We start from the raw sequence: 16,602 nt of genomic DNA, 5'->3' as shown, positions 1-16,602 counted from the left end.
ACCAGATCATGAACTACGTATTGCAGCCGTTCTCCCAGGAACTCGACGTCCGCGTCACCGACACCTCGCTGCGCGACGGTTCCCATCACAAGCGCCACCAGTTCACCGCCACCGAGGTGCGCGATATCGTCGCGGCCGTCGACGCCGCGGGCGTGCCGGTGATCGAGGTGACCCACGGTGACGGCCTGGGTGGTTCCTCGTTCAACTACGGGTTCTCCAAAACCCCTGAGCAGGAATTGATCACGATCGCGGCACAGACCGCGAAGCAGGCCAAGATCGCGGTCCTCATGCTGCCCGGCGTGGGCGTCAAGGAGGACATCAAGATCTCCCAGGACAACGGTGCGTCCATCGTCCGCATCGCCACGCACTGCACCGAGGCCGACGTCTCGATCCAGCACTTCGGCTATGCCCGCGACCTCGGCATGGAAACCGTCGGCTTCCTGATGATGTCGCATTCGCAGCCGCCGGAGGTGCTCGCGAAGCAGGCGCGCATCATGGCCGACGCGGGATGCCAGTGTGTCTACGTCGTGGACTCCGCCGGTGCGCTGGTGCTGGATCAGGTGTCCGACCGCATCGCCGCGGTCGCCGCCGAACTGGGCGACGACGCCCAGGTCGGCTTCCACGGTCACGAGAACCTCGACCTCGCCGTCGCCAACTCGATCTACGCGGTCAAGGCCGGCGCCAAGCAGATCGACGGCAGCGCACGGCGTTTCGGCGCCGGTGCGGGCAACACTCCGGTCGAGGCGTTCGTCGGCGTCGCCGACAAGATCGGTATCAAGACCGGTATCGACTTCTTCGCCATCGCCGATGCCGCCGAGGACGTCGTGCGCCCGGCCATGCCGCAGGAATGTCTGCTGGACCGCCAGGCCCTGATGATGGGCTACGCGGGCGTGTACTCGAGCTTCCTCAAGCACGCCGAGCGCCAAGCCGAACGCTACGGCGTCTCGGCGGCCGAAATGCTGGTGCGCGCCGGTAAACGCAAGCTCGTGGGCGGCCAGGAGGATCAGCTGATCGACATTGCGCTGGAACTGCAGCGGGAACAGACCGCCTCCGCCTGAAACAGTCGGCACCAGCGGGCCGCGAACGTGATTCGTTCGCGGCCCGCTGTCGTGTGAAGGGACCAGAGTCCGGTGGCGACACGTCGGACGGACGCCGCGGACGGCTGCGTTCGGAGGAAGCGGCGTGGACCCGCCTGTACTGTCGGACGCCAGGCCGGCCGGTGCCGCTCTCGATCCTTTCGGAGGACGAGATGCGGCGGGTGGTTAACGCGCGTGGGTTTCGAACCGATCCGGATTACGGGTCTGGGACGCGCTGTAGCTTTGCGCGGCAAGCAATTCTGTTCTCGATGTTCGTTCGGAAAAAATGGAGGAGTTGCTGTGAACATGCGGGCTGTGATCGGTGGATCTGTTGCCGCTGTTGCGATTTCGATGGCAGGCGGGGCCGTGGCCGCCGCAGATACGTTCGTCGCCGCGAACGGGCCCACGGTGCAGAACCCGGCCGATTATCTGGTGGGCGACACGGTGTATTTCAGCGCCGGCTATGCCAATTGCTCGATGCATCCCAACGGTGACGTCGGCTGTGACATCAGCCCCGGAGTCGCCACTCTGTTCGGAATTCCCATCAACAATGTCGCCATCGATCTGCCGTTCCTTCCGGCGCATCCGACCTTCGGTCTGACCGGACCGCTCGGTCGGGCCGGCAGCCGATCCATCGACTCGGGGCCCGCGTCCGACGGCTACGACTACGGCGGCGTCATCAACTACGGCGGCGCCACCTGCAGTGCCGGTGGCCGCGGCGCGGTGCAGTGCAGCTCGAAGGGGCACACCTTCAACTTCGGGTGGTCGGGTACCAACCTCAGCTGATACCGGCACGGATTCGGCGGGCCGCGAACGTGGGAGCGTTCGCGGCCCGCGGTCGTCGGTGTCCGGGAGATGTCGGGGTGTCCGGGGGTGGTTGGTGCCCCGGGGAGGTGGGCGTCCGGGAGAAGTCGGTGCCCGGGCAGGATCTACCGGGCGTTTCGGGCGGGGACCTGGAACGAGTCGGTTGATACACTCGTGTATCCATATGTCCAGGGAGAGGAAGCGTTCGTGACGTCTCTCGGTGCCCGGCGTCCGTCCGAGCCCGGGCAGGGCCGCTCGCGGGCCCGTCGCGGCGACTCGACCGCCGGATCGGCGCCGGTCGGCGAAGATCTCGCATCCGGCGGCGATGCCGCCGGAGCGAGCGGCGGCCCCCCTCGGGAACCGCGAATGACCAAGCGGCGGGCCGAGACTCGGCAACGGTTGCTCGGCGCCGCCTTCGATGCTTTCGCCGAAGAGGGGTTCGGTCGCTGCACGGTCGAGCAGATCTGTGAGCGCGCCGGATTCACCCGCGGGGCGTTCTACTCGAACTTCAGCTCGCTGGAAGAGCTGTTCCTGGCGATGTGGGAGTTGCGGTCGGCCGAGATGTTGCGCGAACTGACCGGAGTGCTGGAGTCGGAGTCCGGCGCCGATGTCCACGACCTGCGCGCCGGTGTGGAGCAGGTGCTGCGGGCGGTTCCGCTGGACGACAAATGGTTTCGCATCACCGCCGAATTCACCGCCCACGCCCTACGCAACCCGCCGCTGCGGCGGGTGATGGTCGCGCGGGAGAACGCGATCGTCGCGGCCCTGCTGCCGGTCCTGGAGGCGCTGCTGAATCGCGCGGGCCGCACCGTCACCGACCGCGAGGGCCTCGGGCGGGCGGTGGTCGCGGTCCACGACGGAACCTCACAGCAGTGCCTGCTCGAACCGGACGACACCATCGCGCGGGAACAGCGCACAACGCTGTTCACCCATGTCGCGATGGCCTACAGCGTCGCGCGGGATGCGCAATGACTCGTCGGGCCATTGCTCGATGCCGGCCGAATTCGCGGCCTCGGCCGTAGCCGCGCAGAATCCCGGAGACGACAACTGTGCTGGAGGCGACGATGTCCGAACGACCCGAACTGGCCGAGGCGCTGGATCTGCAACCGCACCCCGAAGGTGGCTGGTTCCGCGAAACATACCGCAGCCCGGTCGAATTCGAGCCGGACGGCTACGACGGCCCGCGTGCGTCCGCCACCGCCATCCACTTCCTGCTGCTGCCGCACGAACGTTCCGCACCGCATACGGTGCGTTCGGACGAGATCTGGTTGTGGCAGCGCGGCGGCCCGCTGCTGCTGAACATCGGCGGCGACGAAGTGATCCTCGGCCCGGACGTCGAACGCGGCCAACTCCTGCAGGCCGTGGTGCCCGCCGGCGTCAGCCAGGCCGCGCGCCCGGCCGGTGACGACTACGTGCTGGTGAGCTGCGTGGTCGCGCCCGGGTTCGATTTCGCGGACTTCCGGCTGGACTGATCGCTGGGGTGAACAAATCGTGCCAACCTCGGCGATTCGGCGCGATTTCCGCCTTTCGCGCGGAGGTTTGCACGAATAGTTCAGGCCCGCCCACCGTATCCCTGTCGAATACGTGGGCGGGCCTGAGCAACGCGCCTGCCTACTCGTCGATCGCCAGCATGCCCTCATCGATCGCGTACTGGATCGACTTCTCCAGGTCCGGGCACGGATCCGGCCGCCCCGGCCCGGCCAGCTTCGCGAAGACCGGGCAGTGTTCGGCGGGACTGACCGTCCACTGCACCGAACGCTGGTGCGAGGAGGACTTGCGGACCAGGACTTCCACCCCGCATGCCCGGCAGGCCACCGGCGTCAGGCCGTCTTCGAGATAGCGCTGTTTGTCGACGACCGTCTGGGCACGCACCTGCTCCCGGCGTTCCGGGCGGTCCGCGAAATCGGGTGCTTTGGCCCAGGAGACCATCAGGCACCCGCCTCCTGCTTGACGGCAGGGTCCTGCTGCGCCGCGTCCTCTTCCTTCTTGCGCCGCAGATTCTCGGCGACCTCGGCCTCCCAGTGCTCGTTGGCCTTGGTGGTGTCGACCTCGAATTCGAAGCGCTGCACCATCTTCGGGTCGATATCGGCGACGTCGACGTAGAACTGGTCGTACCAGCGGCGCAGCTGGTAGACCGGGCCGTCCTCCTCGCAGAGCAGCGGATTGTCGATCTTGGACTTGTGCTTCCAGATCTCCACGTCCTGCAGGAAGCCGTCACCGAAGAAGTCGGTCATGGACTTGGCCAGCTTCTCCGCGGTCTCGTCGTCGATGCCCTTGGGCTTCTCGACCGACAGGCCGTACTGCAGCACGAACGAATCCTGCGTCACCGGGTAGTGGCAGTTGATCAGCTGGACCTTGATCTGGTAGCCGCCGTAGATGTTGGTCAGCGGGTTGATCATGTAGGACGGGCCGAAGTAGGACGCCTCCGACTTCAGCAGCGTCTCCCCGCCGTACTTGGCGGCCATGCCGATGTCCGGACGGCCCTTCGTCTCGAGGAACTGCGTGGCCACGTGGCCTTCGAAGACGTTCTTGAAGTACGTCGGGAAGGCGAAGTGGATGTAGAAGAAGTGGGCCATGTCCACCACGTTGTCGACGATCTCGCGGCAGTTGGCGCCCTCGATCAGCATCGTGTTCCAGGTGAACGGGGTCCAGTCGCTGTTGCGTTCCTCCACCGGGTTGCCGTCGGCGTCGGTGTAGGGCCCCTCGATGTAGGGGATGGTGACCTCGTCCGGCGGCGGGTTGCCCTCGTGGTCGTGCCAGACGTAGAGCTGGCCGTTGCGCTCGAGGGTGGTCCAGGCACGGGTGCGGGCCAGCGGCGGCACGCGCCGCGCGTACGGGATCGAGGTGCAGCGGCCGTTGCCGCCCCAGCGCCAGTCGTGGAACGGGCACGCGATGGAGTCGCCCTTGATCTCACCCATGCTGAGATCGCCGCCGAGGTGGCGGCAGTAGGCGTCGAGCACCTTCAGCTCGTCGTTGCTGTCGGCCCACACCACGAGTTTGGTGCCGAAAGCCTGCACGGCATGCGGCTTACCGTCGCGAAACGTCTCGGCCAGGCCCAGGCAATGCCAGCCCCGCGCGTACCGCGTCGGTGTCGAGCCGACGTCGATCTCGCGGACCTTCCCGCTCCGCTGTGCGGTTTCTGCCATCGTCATCCCTCCTCTGGAAGTACTAGAACACGTTACAAAATTGAGCGGCCCAGCGCCAGCTATTCCGTTGACTACCAGGCAAAGGTGTTCATTGTGGGACAATGAACACCCGTTCTCGACATAAATAAGAACGTGTTCTAGTCTCAAGACAAGTATCGGTTCCGCAGAACGGAATGCGACCGATACACCCGTTCCGATTTCGATCAGGCAGGAGCAGCCCCCGAGATGACGCAAGAAGTGACCGAGCGGGTCGAAGCGCTGTTGCCGAAGCTGCGCGAACAGGCGCAGGAGGCAGAAGATCTGCGCCGGATTCCCGACGAGACCATGAAGGCGCTGCAGGAGACCGGTTTCTTCAAGCTGCTGCAGCCGCGCCAGTGGGGCGGATACGCCGCCGATCCGGTCGTGTTCTACGACACCGTGCGCAAGATCGCCAGCGCTTGCGGTTCCACCGGCTGGGTGTCCGGCATCATCGGCGTGCACAACTGGCATCTGGCGCTGTTCGACCAGCAGGCACAGGAAGAGGTCTGGGGCGAGGACACCCAGGTCCGCATCTCCTCCTCCTACGCCCCGATGGGTGCCGGGGTGGTGACCGAGAGCGGCGACGGCTACATCGTCAACGGCTCCTGGGCCTGGTCGTCGGGGAGCGATCACGCCACCTGGACCTTCGTCGGCGGTCCGGTGATCAAGGACGGCAAGCCGGTCGACTTCGGCAGCTTCCTGGTCCCGCGCACCGACTACCGCATCGACGACGTGTGGAATGTGGTGGGCCTCAAGGGCACCGGATCCAACACGCTGGTGCTGGAGAACGTCTTCGTGCCACGGCACCGCTTCCTCAGCTACAAGAGCATGAACGACTTGACCGCGCCCGGTCTGCAGCAGAACACCGACCCGGTCTACAAGATGCCGTGGGGCACCATCCATCCCACCACCATCTCCACGCCGATCGTCGGCATGGCCTACGGCGCGCTGGACGCGCACGTGGAGCACCAGGGCAAGCGCCTGCGCGCGGCCTACGCCGGTGAGAAGGCCAAGGACGATCCGTTCGCCAAGGTGCGCATCGCCGAGGCCGCCAGCGATATCGACGCCGCGTGGCGCCAGCTGTCGGGCAATGTCGCCGACGAGTACAAGCTCCTGGTCGCCGGCGAGGAGATTCCGTTCGACCTGCGCGTGGCGGCGCGTCGTGACCAGGTCCGCGCCACCGGCCGGGCCATCGCCTCGATCGACAAGCTGTTCGAGAGCTCGGGTGCGACCGCGCTGGCGAACGGCACTCCGCTGCAGCGGTTCTGGCGTGACGCGCACGCCGGCCGCGTGCACGCCGCCAACGATCCCGAGCGCGCTTACATGATGTACGGCACCCACGCGTTCGGCCTGCCGGTCACCGACGGGATGGTGTGATGACCGCCGTCTCGGAGTTGACCTACGAGTCCACCTCGAAGTTCGCCCAGGTCCGTCCGGACCTGAAGCTGCACTATCACGAGGCCGGCGAGGGCAACGGCCCCACCATCGTGCTGCTGCACGGCGGTGGTCCGGGTGCCTCGTCGTGGTCGAACTTCGCGCGCAACATTCCGGTGCTGGCGCAGCACTTCCACGTGCTGGCGGTGGATCAGCCGGGCTTCGGGCAGTCGGACAAGCCGACCGACCACCCGCAGTACTTCGTGCACAGCGCCTCGGCGCTGAAGGATCTGCTCGACACCCTGGGCATCACCGAACGCGTTCACCTGCTGGGTAATTCGCTGGGCGGCGGCGCGGCGGTGCGCTTCGCGCTCGACTATCCGGACCGGGCCGGCAAGCTGGTCCTGATGGGCCCCGGCGGGCTGAGCACCAACCTGTTCGCGCCGGACCCCACCGAGGGCGTGAAGGCGCTGGGCAAGTTCAACGTCGAGCCCACCCGCGACAATCTGGAGAAGTTCCTGCGGATCATGGTCTTCGACCAGTCGCTGATCACGCCGGAACTGCTCGACGAGCGCTTCGCCTCGGCCAATACGCCCGAAGCGCTGGCCGCGACCCGCGCGATGGGTAAGTCGTTCGCCAGTGCGGATTTCGAGAAGGGCATGCTGTGGCGGGAGGCGTACAAGCTGCGCCAGCCGGTGCTGCTCATCTGGGGCCGTGAGGATCGGGTGAATCCGCTCGACGGCGCGCTGGTCGCGCTGAAGACCATCCCGCGCGCGCAACTGCACGTGTTCGGCGGTTGCGGGCACTGGGCGCAGCTGGAGAAGTTCGACGAATTCAACCGGCTGGCAACCGATTTCCTCTTCGGTGTGAAGGAGGCACGATGACCTACCATTGCGCAGCCGGTCATCGGGCCGACCGGGTGCGGGTGTCCCGCGAAGCGAAGGAGGCACGATGAGTATTCGTGCGCTCGGTTATATGCGCATCGAGGCGACCGACGTGGCCGCCTGGCGTGAGTACGGGCTCAAGGTGCTCGGCATGATGGAGGCCGACGGGCCCAACCCGGATGCCCTCTATCTGCGGATGGACGATTTTCCCGCCCGCCTGGTGATCGTGCCGGGCGAGAAGGACCGCCTGCAGGTCTCGGGCTGGGAGGTCACCGATGCCCCTGGGCTGCAACGACTTCGGGAGACGCTGACCAAAGCCGACGTCGCCTTCGACGAGGGCACCAAGGACGAGCTCGCGGAGCGGCGCGTCGAGGGCATGATCCGCTTCCAGGATCCCTCCGGCAATACGCTCGAGGCGTTCTACGGCGCCCAGTACCTGGCCCGGCGCTTCGTCAGCCCCTACGGCCACAAGTTCGTCACCGCCGAACAGGGGCTGGGACACGTCGTGCTGACCTGCTCCGACGATGCCGAAGCGCAGGCGTTCTACCAGGATGTCCTGGGATTCCGGCTGCGCGATTCGATGCGCCTGCCACCGCAGGTCGTCGGCCGGCCCGCCGACGGCGACCCGGCGTGGCTGCGTTTCTACGGCTGCAATCCCCGCCACCACGCGCTGGCGTTCCTGCCGCTGCCGAATCCGACCGGCATCGTGCACCTCATGGTCGAGGTGGAGAATTCCGACGACGTCGGACTCTGCCTGGATCGCGCGCTGCGCAAGAAGGTCAAGATGTCGGCCACCCTCGGCCGGCACATCAACGACAAGATGTTGTCGTTCTACATGAAGACCCCCGGCGGATTCGACATCGAATTCGGCTGTGAGGGTTTGGAAGTCGACGATCACTCCTGGATCGCGCGGGAATCCACCGCGGTGAGCCTGTGGGGTCACGACTTCACGGTGGGATTCAAGTAGCGAGCGCGGAGAGGGCGACAACCATGACCGCCACGGGCGAATACCCCGAGATCGACGGCCGGCAGTTCCGGAATGTGCTGGGACAGTTCTGTACCGGTATCACGGTGATCACCACCTTCACCGAGGCCGAGGACGCCGACCGGGCGCCGATCGGTTTCGCCTGTCAGTCCTTCGCCGCCCTCTCCCTCGACCCGCCGCTCGTGCTGTTCTGCCCCACCAAGGGATCGCGGTCCTGGGCCGCGATCGAGCAGTCGGGACGGTTCTGCGTGAACGTCCTGGCCGAGGAACAACAACAGGTGTGTGCCCGCTTCGGTTCCCGCGAACCCGACAAGTTCGCCGGAATCGGCTGGGGCACTTCGGAGCTGGGACTTCCGGTCCTGGACGACGCGCTGGCCACGATCCAGTGCACGGTGGACAGCGTCGTCGACGGCGGCGATCACTACATCGTGATCGGCCGGGTACAGGCCCTGTCGGAGTCCACGGACTCCGGCAGGCCGCTTCTCTTCTACCGCGGCCAGTACACCGCCATCGAACCCGAGAAGACCACCCCGGCCCCCTGGCGGGCCGATCTCGAACACTTCCTCACCACCACCACCCTGGACACCTGGTTGTAGCTCCGGGCAATCGACGAGGGCGGGCACCTTTCCCGGTGGCCGCCCTCCGTTGTTTTGCGTGACCGGCCGGGATCCGGAATGCGTCGGGCGGGTCGTAGTGGGCCGGCACGTCGGCGTAGCCCGGTGACGGATCTGCACTGGTGACCTGGCGTGGTCGGTGCGGACGCGTTCGGAATCGTCACGTGCTGGGCGCTGCGGTGTCCGGTGGGTGCGTTGACCGTGATCGGAGCGGTCCGCATGCTGGTGATCGTCGCGGTGTGAGATAGGCCGAGTGAGGCAGCGTGTGGATATCTTGAGTGAGACGGTGGCGGCGGTGCGGACCGGAGTGCCCGCCTCGGGACTGTTCGTGCGGCATGCACCGTGGGGGAGGCGGTATCCGCTGGTGCCGGGCGCCGGATTCCATATCGTGCTGCAGGGTGAATGCTGGTTGCTGGCACCGGATTCGAAGCCGGTGCAGATGGGGCCGGGCGATGTGCTGTTCATGCCGCGCGGGGCCGCGCATGTGATAGCGGACAGTCCGCACAGCGCGATCACCGAGGTGGCGACCCCGGGTGAGCCGCGTGAGATCCCCGGGCCGGGATCGCGGACCACCTTGCTGTGCGGGGCATACGAGGTCAGCCGGAGTCGCCGTCATCCGCTGCTGGATCAACTGCCCGACTTTCTGCACCTGCCCGCCGATCCGGACCGCTACCCGGCGCTGCGTGCCGCGGTGGATCTGCTCGTCGGCGAGCTCACCGAACCGCGGCCGGGCACCGATGCCGCGGTGCCCGCGCTGCTGGATACGCTGCTGCTGTTCGTCCTGCGCTCCTGGTACGAGCGAGTCGAAACCTCCGGCTGGGCAGGAGCTTTCGCCGATCCGGCGGTGTCGGCCGCGCTGCGCGCCATCCACGCCGAACCCGCGCGGGCCTGGACCGTGCCCGAGCTGAGCGCGGTGGCGGGAGTATCCCGCGCCACCCTGGCCCGCCGGTTCGCCGCGACCGTCGGCGAAGCGCCGCTGGCGTATCTGACCCGCTGGCGCATGCTCACCGCCGCACGCCTGCTGCGCGAGACCGACCTGCCGATCGCGGCGATCGCGCACCGGGTCGGCTACGGTTCCGAATTCGCGTTCGCCAAGGCGTTCAAGCGCGAATACACCCTGGCCCCTGGGCGTTATCGCCGCGCGGAGGAGTTGCCGCCCGTCCTCGCGGTGTGAGGGGGCCGAATGCGTCCGGAGAGGCCCTGTGCCGCCGGACCGGAGGTAGCGCCGTGATTCAGCTGAACGGAGTCGAGTGTTCCTGCCGGACCCCGTCGACATACAGCTCGACCTTCTCGTTGTAGAAGCAGACCAGCCCGGCGACCTTCTGACTCTCCGGCAGGGGAGTGCGGTAGTACCAGACCAGATCGGGATAGTCGGTGTCGCCGACCCGGACGTTGTAGTACTCGGCGGTGCCCTTGTAGGGGCAGCTCGTCGTGGTGGCCGAGGGCGTGAGCAGATCCATCCGCACGTCGGTCAGCGGCAGATAGTAGCGGGGAACGAGCCCGGTCTCGTAGAGAATGTGCGGCGAATTCGATTCCGCCACAACCTCTCCGCCGATCTCCACTCGCACCGTGCGGGAACTGGCGAGGATGTCGACGCGCGTATAGGGATTGCGCGGATGGACGTAGATCGGCTCGTCCTCCTCGAACCACCGATCCATCTGCTCCCAGTCCAAGCGGATGTGCTCACGCAACTCCGGGATCGGCGATTCCGGATAGCGAAGCGCCGCAGCGGGTCTGGTGGTATCACCGATCACCACGTCGTAGATGTCGCCCTCGCCGCGACTCGTGGAGTGCTTGGTCGATCCGGTCGCGACCAGCTCCGCGCGAACATCCTCCACCGGCACGTAGTACGTGGGGTAGTACGGGCTCTCCCAGACGAGCAGCGGACGAATAGTGTCCGCGACGACGTGCCCGCCCACATAGGCCCGGATCCGCCGATGCCCCGCCTCGGTCCGTACCCGCCCCCGATTGGTCTCGGTCATTTCACCACGGTACGCGCGGAAGGTGACGCGGTGTTTCGGCCGCCCGAGACTCGATCGCGCGGCGGATGATCTCCCGGGCTTTGTCCCCTGTCACGGATTGTTCGGCGAGTTCAGCGAACAATCGACCGTAGACAGCGATCTCTCGCGGCTGAGTAATCGTCAACTCGGCTGTGACAGCTTCCACGAGTGTCAGTCGTTCGTCGAAGATGACGAAGTTGGTCGTTTGCATCGGGAATTCAGCTTGTGCCGGAACGATGCCGAGAAGGACACGGGGGAGCCCGATGACGGCTAGAAGCCGGTCGAGTTGTCCGAGCACGACGGCGTCTGTGCCGACAGTGGTGTGTAGGGCTTGCTCGGCCACCAGGATGTGAAACCGGTGATCGCCGCGGTACAACATTTGCTGGCGCTCGAGCCGTTTCGACACACCCTCGTCCAGGTCGTCAGGCACCCGGTAGAAGTCGATGTATCGGCGCAAGACGGCCGTCGCATATTCGGCGGTTTGCAGGATGCCGGGGATGATGGTCGGCTGAAAGATCCGCATCAATTTCGACTCCTCGGCGAGCTTCACCGCTTCCTGCTGGCGACGTTTCGTACCGGTGCCGAGAACCTTCCTCCATTCGAGATATGCGGCTTGGACGTTTCGCAGCGTGGCTATGAGGTCCGGCAGCTGGTCCTCGTTACCGGTGTGGGCGCAGTAGGCGTGTAAATGTGCTTCTGTCGGGCTTCTGTCGCCGGTCTCGATCTTCGACACCACCGATTCGTGCCAGCCGGCCAGGGCAGCCAGCTGGCGGCCGGACATGCCGGCGTCGCGACGAAGCCCTCGGAGGATCGCTCCGAGGGCTCGCCGCTGTTCATGGATTGCGTTTGTCACTGCTCGGCGTACTCCGCATATGGGATTGCCAGCTTCCACAGACGTTCGCGTACTCGAAGGCAGTATTCGACGATTTCGGGGTCGGTGGTGACCGCAAGGCCGCCGGCGGGCGCTCCGGCCGAATCAGTCAGGTTGTAGACCACGCGTTGTGCATCCATCAACCACCAGTCGTCCGGCGGTACTCGTCCAGCGATGTGGCGGGGTACGTATCGGATGTCTTCGCCGGCATCGATGTTGGACCCGGTAACCGACAGCAACCAACGCTGGTAGTCCGAATGCGGTTCGGTAACCACGCGTACCCGGGACACTGTCACGCCTCGGGCGGTTGTTTCTCGCATGAGGTCTTGCCAGGGCGTGTGGCTGTACGGTGCCGGCTCGCCGGCCAGGAATGCCCGTACCCGGGATTCTTCGTCGGGTACGTGGTATTCGTCCCGAACTTCGAGATGGAAGGCGCTCCGCGTGAGTTCACGAAACAGGTTCGGCCACAGGTCCGGCTCAGTATTGGGACGCAGCAGCATCGCCGTAGTACCTCCGTACTTGTTTCGGAACCTCGATCGCCGTCTCATTCTCTGCCAACGTGAGCATGCTGAACACGTCCGGTTCGGTGATCGGCCGGCCGGATACCGCGAACGTACCGCGGCCGGTGTCGGTCATCGTTGAGCCGATGAACGTATCCGGCTCCGCAAATGCCGGCAGTAGATGCGGGATCTCAACGGTTCCAACAGTTGTCGTCTCCCATCCCTGCACGATGTAGGTGCCTCGATCGGTTGCGTAGAGGCTGGGGCAGCCGCCTGAATCGGACCCGCCTTTGCCCAGGAACTTCAGGTTCAACGTCCTATCTCCCGTCCAGAGGTGTGGCGCTTCTTGGCTCTTACTCGCAGTATGTTCTCGCATATCAACGGCTTTCGCCGCAGGTAAGACGCTTTTGCCAAGTAATGCCAAGTTGGTAGACCGACTGTTGTGTCCTTTCCTACCGTTCTGACTGGGCCCCGGCACCGGGCCGAAATGACTTCCCCGGTGCCGGGTGCCATACCACTGCGCAGAGGGGACGGAGACGACGTGGACGCAAGGCTCAGGCGTACAAGGCTTTACGTGTTTCCCGGTGGTGTGCTCGAGATGGCCGATTATGGGGATGGCGACTCGGGCGGGGTTTACCTGGAGTTCGGCAGTCCGCCTCTGCCGCAGCGTGTTTCGTCGGCAGCGGATGTACCCCCGCCTCTCCGCTCGATCGAGTCGGCCGATGCGGAGACATGCGGACGAGTTCTCCGGTCGCTGCGTCGGTGGGAGGCATAGCCGCGTGCTCACCTTCGCGTGGATTGTCGTCGTCGGGTTGCCGGTGGGGGTGGTCGTCTGGGCGGTCCGGCCCTACCGGGACGGGGATAGGGAAAGGCCGGAACCCCCTGCGGGTTTCGCGAGGGGATTCCGGCTCACCGCCGTTGCGGTCAGAGAAGGGGTACCGCAGCGGAGGGTGTCGTCGGGGCGAGGGGGTGGATCGCCCGCGACGACGGGTTCGGTCAGTCGTCGCCGACGGTGATGGCTTCGGCTTCGGCCGGGCTGTGTTCGGCCGGGTCGTGGTCGTCCACGTGGGACAGGGCCGACCGGCCGCCGAGCAGCACCAGGACGCCGACCGCGGTGCACGCGGCGCCGACCCAGAACGGCAGTGCCATCTGATGTTCGCCGAGCTTGCCGGCCAGATACGGGGCGGCGGCGCCACCGACGAACCGGACGAAGCTGTAGGCGGCCGAGGCGGTGGACCGTTCCACTGGAGCCGAGATCATCACGGCCTCGGTGATCAGGGTGTTGTTCACGCCGAGGAACAGGCCCGCCAGTACGGTGCCCACGATCAGCACCGGCTTGTGGTCGGCCCAGATCGCCATGGCGGCCAGATCGGCGGCGAACAACGCCAGCGCGGTCGCGATCATCGGCACGGTGCCGAACATGCGCTGCAGTCGCGGCGCGAACACCACCGACGCCAGCGCCAGCAGCAGACCCCAGCCGAAGAAGATGAAGCCGATCGAATAGGTGCCCATGTTCAGCGGGAACGGGGTGTAGGCCAGCAGGGTGAAGAAGCCGTAGTTGTAGAGCAGCGCGGTGATGCTGACCAGCAGCAGTCCGCGGTGCCGTAAGGCTTTGAAGGGGGCCGTGATCGAGGTGTGGTGGGCCGGTTTCGGCATCTCCGGCAGCAGCACGACGATCGCGACGAACGCCACCGCCATCAGGACGGCGACACCGAAGAACGGTGCGCGCCAGCTGAATCCGCCCAGGAATCCGCCGACCAGCGGACCGGCGGCGATGCCGATGCCCAGCGCCGCCTCGTACAGGATGATGGCGCGGGCGACCCCACCGCTGGCCGCGCCCACGATGGTGGCCAATGCGGTCGCGATGAACAGCGCGTTACCCAGACCCCATCCGGCGCGGAAGCCGACGATCTGCCCGACCGTGCCCGACGATCCGGCCAGTGCGGCGAAGACGACGATGATGGCGAGGCCGGCCAGCAGCGTCTTCTTGGCGCCGAAACGGCTCGACACCACGCCGGTGATCAGCATCGCGACACCGGTGACCAGCATGTAACTGGTGAACAGCAGCGTGACCTGAGACGGTGACGCGTGCAGTTGTTCGCCGATCGGCTTCAGGATCGGATCCACCAGGCCGATACCCATGAAGGCGATGACCGAGGCGAAAGCTACTGCCCATACCGATTTGGGCTGCGTGGTCTTCGGAGTGGTCGTCGCCTCGGTCGCGGTCGGTGATGAGAGAGTGATGCTCATCAACGCTCCTATGTCGAGACTGTATGTGGTGCAGCCGATTTCAGGGCTTCGAGGAGATCGGTCAGCTCACTTTCGAGGTGGCTCAGCCGGTCGATGCCGAAGTCGGGCAACCGGGCCGCGAGGGCGGTGCCGAACGCGCGACGGGACACGGACAGCTGTTCGCGTCCCGCCGGCGTCAGCTCGACGACCACGGCTCTGGAGTCGTCGGGGTCTTTGGTGCGTGCCGCGAGTCCGGCGGCTGTCAGCCGGCCGATCAGCGCCGTTGCCGAGGGCTGGGAGCAACCGTCGATCTCCGCGAATTCGCTGATTCGCAGCGGACCGTGCTCTTCGAGCGTGGACAGCGCCCGCACCATCGCACGCGGGAGCGCTCGGGTTCCCAGCGTGCCGGCCAGTCGAGTGAGTCGCGCGGCGGTGACGGCGATGTCGACCATGAGCACCTCGGCCGGATCCGGGGCGGAGACCGAGCTCCGGGCCGGATCGGGGAGGGTGGGCGACTCGTTCGACTGCACGAGAATTATCTTACATAAGCTAACTATGTAAGTACATAGCCTAACTATCTATTTGAGCGTGACATCGCGCACAGCTAGTTCCGGCAGGTCAGCAACGCAGTACAACCACAGCCACAGGCCACAGCGATAGGCGGAGTCGCAGTCGCGCCACAGGCCCCAGTGATAGCCGGAGTGGCAGCGGCACCGGTAGTCGCAGCCGCATCGGGATTCGCAGCCGTACCGGGATCGCAGCCGCACCGGCAGTGGTGCCACACCCGTCGCCGCAGTCGCAAGCCGCACCGGTAGCCGGGTCGCCGTCGGCGTTACCGGCAAGGGCGAACGGCAGAGTTGGACGGCCGGGTCGCGAACACGGCTCGACCCCGCGACCGTCGGGACGCGGGGTCGGAGTACGCGAGCGCCGCCACGTGGGTTGCGTGGCCGATCAGGCCGCGTGGATTGTCGGGCGGATCAGGCGGGCCGGGCCAGCGGACGTCCCGGCATCCCGAACAGTTCGGCATCGCCGTGCGCCCGTTTGAAGAACAGATGCGCGTCGTGCTCCCAGGTGATGGCGATACCGCCGTGCATCTGCACGGTCTCCGACACCACCGACCGGAACGCGTGCGAGCAGTGGATACGCGCCGACTCGAGGTCGAGGGTGGTCTCGGCGGACACCGGTCGATCGAGATCCGCGATCGCGGCGTACGCGGCCGAGCGGGCCGACTCGACCAGCACGTACATATCGGCCATGCGGTGCTTGAGGGCCTGGAAACTGCCGATCGCCCGGCCGAACTGCACGCGCGACTTGCTGTACTCCACGGTCGTGTCGAGGCACTGATCGGCCGCGCCGACCTGTTCGGCGGCCAGGGCGGTCCAGGCGACCGCGCGCAGGCGGGCCGTGATCGCGTCCGCATCCCCGCCGAGCCGGGTGGCCGCCGCGCCGTCGAAGGCGATGGTGCTCAGGCGCCGCGTCGGATCCATGGTCCGGACGACGGTGCGGGTGACTCCCGCAGCGGTGGCGTCGATTTCGTAGAGCCCGTCGGCCGTCACCACCAGCAGGGTGTCGGCGTTGGCACCGTCGAGGACATAGTGCGCGGTCCCGGTCAGTGTGTCGCCGTCGGCCCGCACGGCGTATCCCGCCGGACCGCGAGCCGCCGCGCCCGAACTTCCGATAGTGCCTGCCGCCCAGCCCTTTTCGTCCGCCCAGCAAACCGCGAGCGTCCGGGTGCCCTCGGCGACATCGGGCAGCAATCGTTGCGCCGCGTCGGCATCGTCCGTCGCGAGCAGCGCCTGGACGCCGAGGACCGCCGACCCGAGCATCGGCGGGTTGTGCAGTGTGCGCCCGAGTTCCTCGATCACCACCAGCGCCGTATCGATGTCGGCGCCGACGCCGCCGTACTCCTCCGGAATCGCCAGCGCGGCCACGCCCACCTGCTCGCACAGCAGGTGCCACAGCCGCTCGTCGTAGCCGAGTTCGCTGTCGATCGCCTGCCGCAGCGCGGCCCGGTCGCCGTGGCGGGTGAGGACGGCGCGGACGGTCGCGGCCAATTCCTGCAGTTCCGCGGTATCGGTCATCGCCGTACTCCCGTCTCGTC

The 16,602-nt window shown here is 66.4% G+C and carries 18 protein-coding genes; 9 read left to right on the top strand and 9 right to left on the bottom strand.

Features of this window, described 5'->3' with window-relative positions:
- Window positions 1–8: 8 nt before the first annotated feature.
- The 4 genes from dmpG to NMI01S_RS03365 all read left to right on the top strand — a co-directional run bounded on the left by dmpG (window position 9) and on the right by NMI01S_RS03365 (window position 3,352).
- Complete coding sequence (gene dmpG / locus NMI01S_RS03380; RefSeq protein WP_062994502.1) at window positions 9–1,058, top strand: 4-hydroxy-2-oxovalerate aldolase; 1,050 nt, start codon at window positions 9–11, stop codon at window positions 1,056–1,058.
- A 213-nt stretch (window positions 1,059–1,271) separates the two neighbouring features.
- A complete protein-coding gene (locus NMI01S_RS03375; protein WP_157126019.1) occupies window positions 1,272–1,862 on the top strand; it encodes a hypothetical protein in 591 nt (196 codons plus the stop codon).
- 384 nt (window positions 1,863–2,246) lie between these two features.
- On the top strand, window positions 2,247–2,852 hold the full coding sequence (locus NMI01S_RS03370) for a TetR/AcrR family transcriptional regulator (RefSeq protein ID WP_062994768.1): 606 nt from the start codon (window positions 2,247–2,249) through the stop codon (window positions 2,850–2,852).
- A gap of 92 nt (window positions 2,853–2,944) precedes the next feature.
- Window positions 2,945–3,352 carry a cupin domain-containing protein gene (locus tag NMI01S_RS03365; protein ID WP_062994767.1) on the top strand — a complete coding sequence of 136 codons (408 nt, stop codon included), beginning with the start codon at window positions 2,945–2,947 and terminating at the stop codon, window positions 3,350–3,352.
- A gap of 139 nt (window positions 3,353–3,491) precedes the next feature.
- On the opposite strand, the gene NMI01S_RS03360 is transcribed toward NMI01S_RS03365, so the two are convergent.
- Together NMI01S_RS03360 and NMI01S_RS03355 are read right to left on the bottom strand one after the other, a co-directional pair.
- Entirely contained in the window at window positions 3,492–3,809 is a 318-nt protein-coding gene (locus NMI01S_RS03360) for a hypothetical protein (protein WP_039775843.1), read from the bottom strand.
- Window positions 3,809–5,026: a 3-ketosteroid-9-alpha-monooxygenase, oxygenase component gene (locus NMI01S_RS03355; RefSeq protein WP_062994766.1), complete on the bottom strand. Its 1,218-nt coding sequence runs from the start codon at window positions 5,024–5,026 to the stop codon at window positions 3,809–3,811. Before NMI01S_RS03355 ends, NMI01S_RS03360 begins: the two co-directional genes overlap by 1 nt.
- A gap of 225 nt (window positions 5,027–5,251) precedes the next feature.
- Here NMI01S_RS03355 and hsaA point away from each other — a divergent pair, with 225 nt between their 5' ends.
- The 5 genes from hsaA to NMI01S_RS03330 all read left to right on the top strand — a co-directional run bounded on the left by hsaA (window position 5,252) and on the right by NMI01S_RS03330 (window position 10,075).
- Window positions 5,252–6,421, top strand: a complete 1,170-nt coding sequence (hsaA, locus tag NMI01S_RS03350) for a 3-hydroxy-9,10-secoandrosta-1,3,5(10)-triene-9,17-dione monooxygenase oxygenase subunit (protein ID WP_062994500.1) — start codon at window positions 5,252–5,254, stop codon at window positions 6,419–6,421.
- Window positions 6,421–7,302, top strand: a complete 882-nt coding sequence (gene hsaD / locus NMI01S_RS03345) for a 4,5:9,10-diseco-3-hydroxy-5,9,17-trioxoandrosta-1(10),2-diene-4-oate hydrolase (RefSeq protein ID WP_062994499.1) — start codon at window positions 6,421–6,423, stop codon at window positions 7,300–7,302. Before hsaA ends, hsaD begins: the two co-directional genes overlap by 1 nt.
- A 67-nt stretch (window positions 7,303–7,369) precedes the next feature.
- A complete protein-coding gene (hsaC, locus tag NMI01S_RS03340) occupies window positions 7,370–8,269 on the top strand; it encodes an iron-dependent extradiol dioxygenase HsaC (protein ID WP_062994498.1) in 900 nt (299 codons plus the stop codon).
- Window positions 8,270–8,292: 23 nt separating this feature from the next.
- On the top strand, window positions 8,293–8,883 hold the full coding sequence (gene hsaB / locus NMI01S_RS03335; protein ID WP_062994497.1) for a 3-hydroxy-9,10-secoandrosta-1,3,5(10)-triene-9,17-dione monooxygenase reductase subunit: 591 nt from the start codon (window positions 8,293–8,295) through the stop codon (window positions 8,881–8,883).
- Window positions 8,884–9,166: 283 nt separating this feature from the next.
- Window positions 9,167–10,075, top strand: coding sequence for an AraC family transcriptional regulator (locus NMI01S_RS03330; RefSeq protein WP_062994496.1), 909 nt, complete (start codon window positions 9,167–9,169; stop codon window positions 10,073–10,075).
- Window positions 10,076–10,133: 58 nt separating this feature from the next.
- Here the strand turns inward: NMI01S_RS03330 and NMI01S_RS03325 are convergent, their stop codons facing one another.
- The 7 genes from NMI01S_RS03325 to NMI01S_RS03295 form a co-directional block, all read right to left on the bottom strand.
- Window positions 10,134–10,883 (bottom strand): DUF427 domain-containing protein, encoded by a 750-nt coding sequence (locus tag NMI01S_RS03325; RefSeq protein ID WP_062994495.1) that lies wholly within the window; start codon window positions 10,881–10,883, stop codon window positions 10,134–10,136.
- 1 nt (window position 10,884) lies between these two features.
- The gene (locus tag NMI01S_RS03320) at window positions 10,885–11,754 is read right to left on the bottom strand and encodes a helix-turn-helix domain-containing protein (RefSeq protein WP_062994494.1); all 870 of its coding nucleotides are present in this window, start codon (window positions 11,752–11,754) and stop codon (window positions 10,885–10,887) included.
- Window positions 11,751–12,272: a DUF6879 family protein gene (locus NMI01S_RS03315; RefSeq protein ID WP_062994493.1), complete on the bottom strand. Its 522-nt coding sequence runs from the start codon at window positions 12,270–12,272 to the stop codon at window positions 11,751–11,753. The genes NMI01S_RS03320 and NMI01S_RS03315 overlap by 4 nt, the downstream gene beginning before the upstream one ends.
- Window positions 12,250–12,585 (bottom strand): hypothetical protein, encoded by a 336-nt coding sequence (locus tag NMI01S_RS03310; protein WP_062994765.1) that lies wholly within the window; start codon window positions 12,583–12,585, stop codon window positions 12,250–12,252. Before NMI01S_RS03310 ends, NMI01S_RS03315 begins: the two co-directional genes overlap by 23 nt.
- A gap of 683 nt (window positions 12,586–13,268) precedes the next feature.
- Complete coding sequence (locus NMI01S_RS03305; RefSeq protein WP_062994492.1) at window positions 13,269–14,522, bottom strand: MFS transporter; 1,254 nt, start codon at window positions 14,520–14,522, stop codon at window positions 13,269–13,271.
- An 8-nt stretch (window positions 14,523–14,530) separates the two neighbouring features.
- Window positions 14,531–15,031: a MarR family winged helix-turn-helix transcriptional regulator gene (locus NMI01S_RS03300; protein ID WP_245716682.1), complete on the bottom strand. Its 501-nt coding sequence runs from the start codon at window positions 15,029–15,031 to the stop codon at window positions 14,531–14,533.
- Window positions 15,032–15,478: 447 nt separating this feature from the next.
- Entirely contained in the window at window positions 15,479–16,582 is a 1,104-nt protein-coding gene (locus tag NMI01S_RS03295) for an acyl-CoA dehydrogenase family protein (protein ID WP_062994491.1), read from the bottom strand.
- Window positions 16,583–16,602: the final 20 nt, after the last annotated feature.

The organism is Nocardia mikamii NBRC 108933, assembly GCF_001613505.1.
Taxonomy (GTDB): domain Bacteria; phylum Actinomycetota; class Actinomycetes; order Mycobacteriales; family Mycobacteriaceae; genus Nocardia; species Nocardia mikamii.
This window is presented reverse-complemented; position numbering and strand designations above follow the sequence as displayed.

Excerpts from the sequence above, each read along its gene's own strand:
- dmpG (WP_062994502.1), top strand. The coding sequence starts at position 9 with ATGAACTACGTATTGCAGCCGTTCTCCCAGGAACTCGACGTCCGCGTC.
- hsaD (WP_062994499.1), top strand. The coding sequence starts at position 6,421 with ATGACCGCCGTCTCGGAGTTGACCTACGAGTCCACCTCGAAGTTCGCC.
- NMI01S_RS03315 (WP_062994493.1), bottom strand. The coding sequence starts at position 12,272 with ATGCTGCTGCGTCCCAATACTGAGCCGGACCTGTGGCCGAACCTGTTT.
- hsaA (WP_062994500.1), top strand. The coding sequence starts at position 5,252 with ATGACGCAAGAAGTGACCGAGCGGGTCGAAGCGCTGTTGCCGAAGCTG.
- NMI01S_RS03360 (WP_039775843.1), bottom strand. The coding sequence starts at position 3,809 with ATGGTCTCCTGGGCCAAAGCACCCGATTTCGCGGACCGCCCGGAACGC.
- hsaB (WP_062994497.1), top strand. The coding sequence starts at position 8,293 with ATGACCGCCACGGGCGAATACCCCGAGATCGACGGCCGGCAGTTCCGG.
- NMI01S_RS03325 (WP_062994495.1), bottom strand. The coding sequence starts at position 10,883 with ATGACCGAGACCAATCGGGGGCGGGTACGGACCGAGGCGGGGCATCGG.
- NMI01S_RS03370 (WP_062994768.1), top strand. The coding sequence starts at position 2,247 with ATGACCAAGCGGCGGGCCGAGACTCGGCAACGGTTGCTCGGCGCCGCC.
- NMI01S_RS03365 (WP_062994767.1), top strand. The coding sequence starts at position 2,945 with ATGTCCGAACGACCCGAACTGGCCGAGGCGCTGGATCTGCAACCGCAC.
- hsaC (WP_062994498.1), top strand. The coding sequence starts at position 7,370 with ATGAGTATTCGTGCGCTCGGTTATATGCGCATCGAGGCGACCGACGTG.
- NMI01S_RS03305 (WP_062994492.1), bottom strand. The coding sequence starts at position 14,522 with ATGAGCATCACTCTCTCATCACCGACCGCGACCGAGGCGACGACCACT.
- NMI01S_RS03355 (WP_062994766.1), bottom strand. The coding sequence starts at position 5,026 with ATGGCAGAAACCGCACAGCGGAGCGGGAAGGTCCGCGAGATCGACGTC.
- NMI01S_RS03295 (WP_062994491.1), bottom strand. The coding sequence starts at position 16,582 with ATGACCGATACCGCGGAACTGCAGGAATTGGCCGCGACCGTCCGCGCC.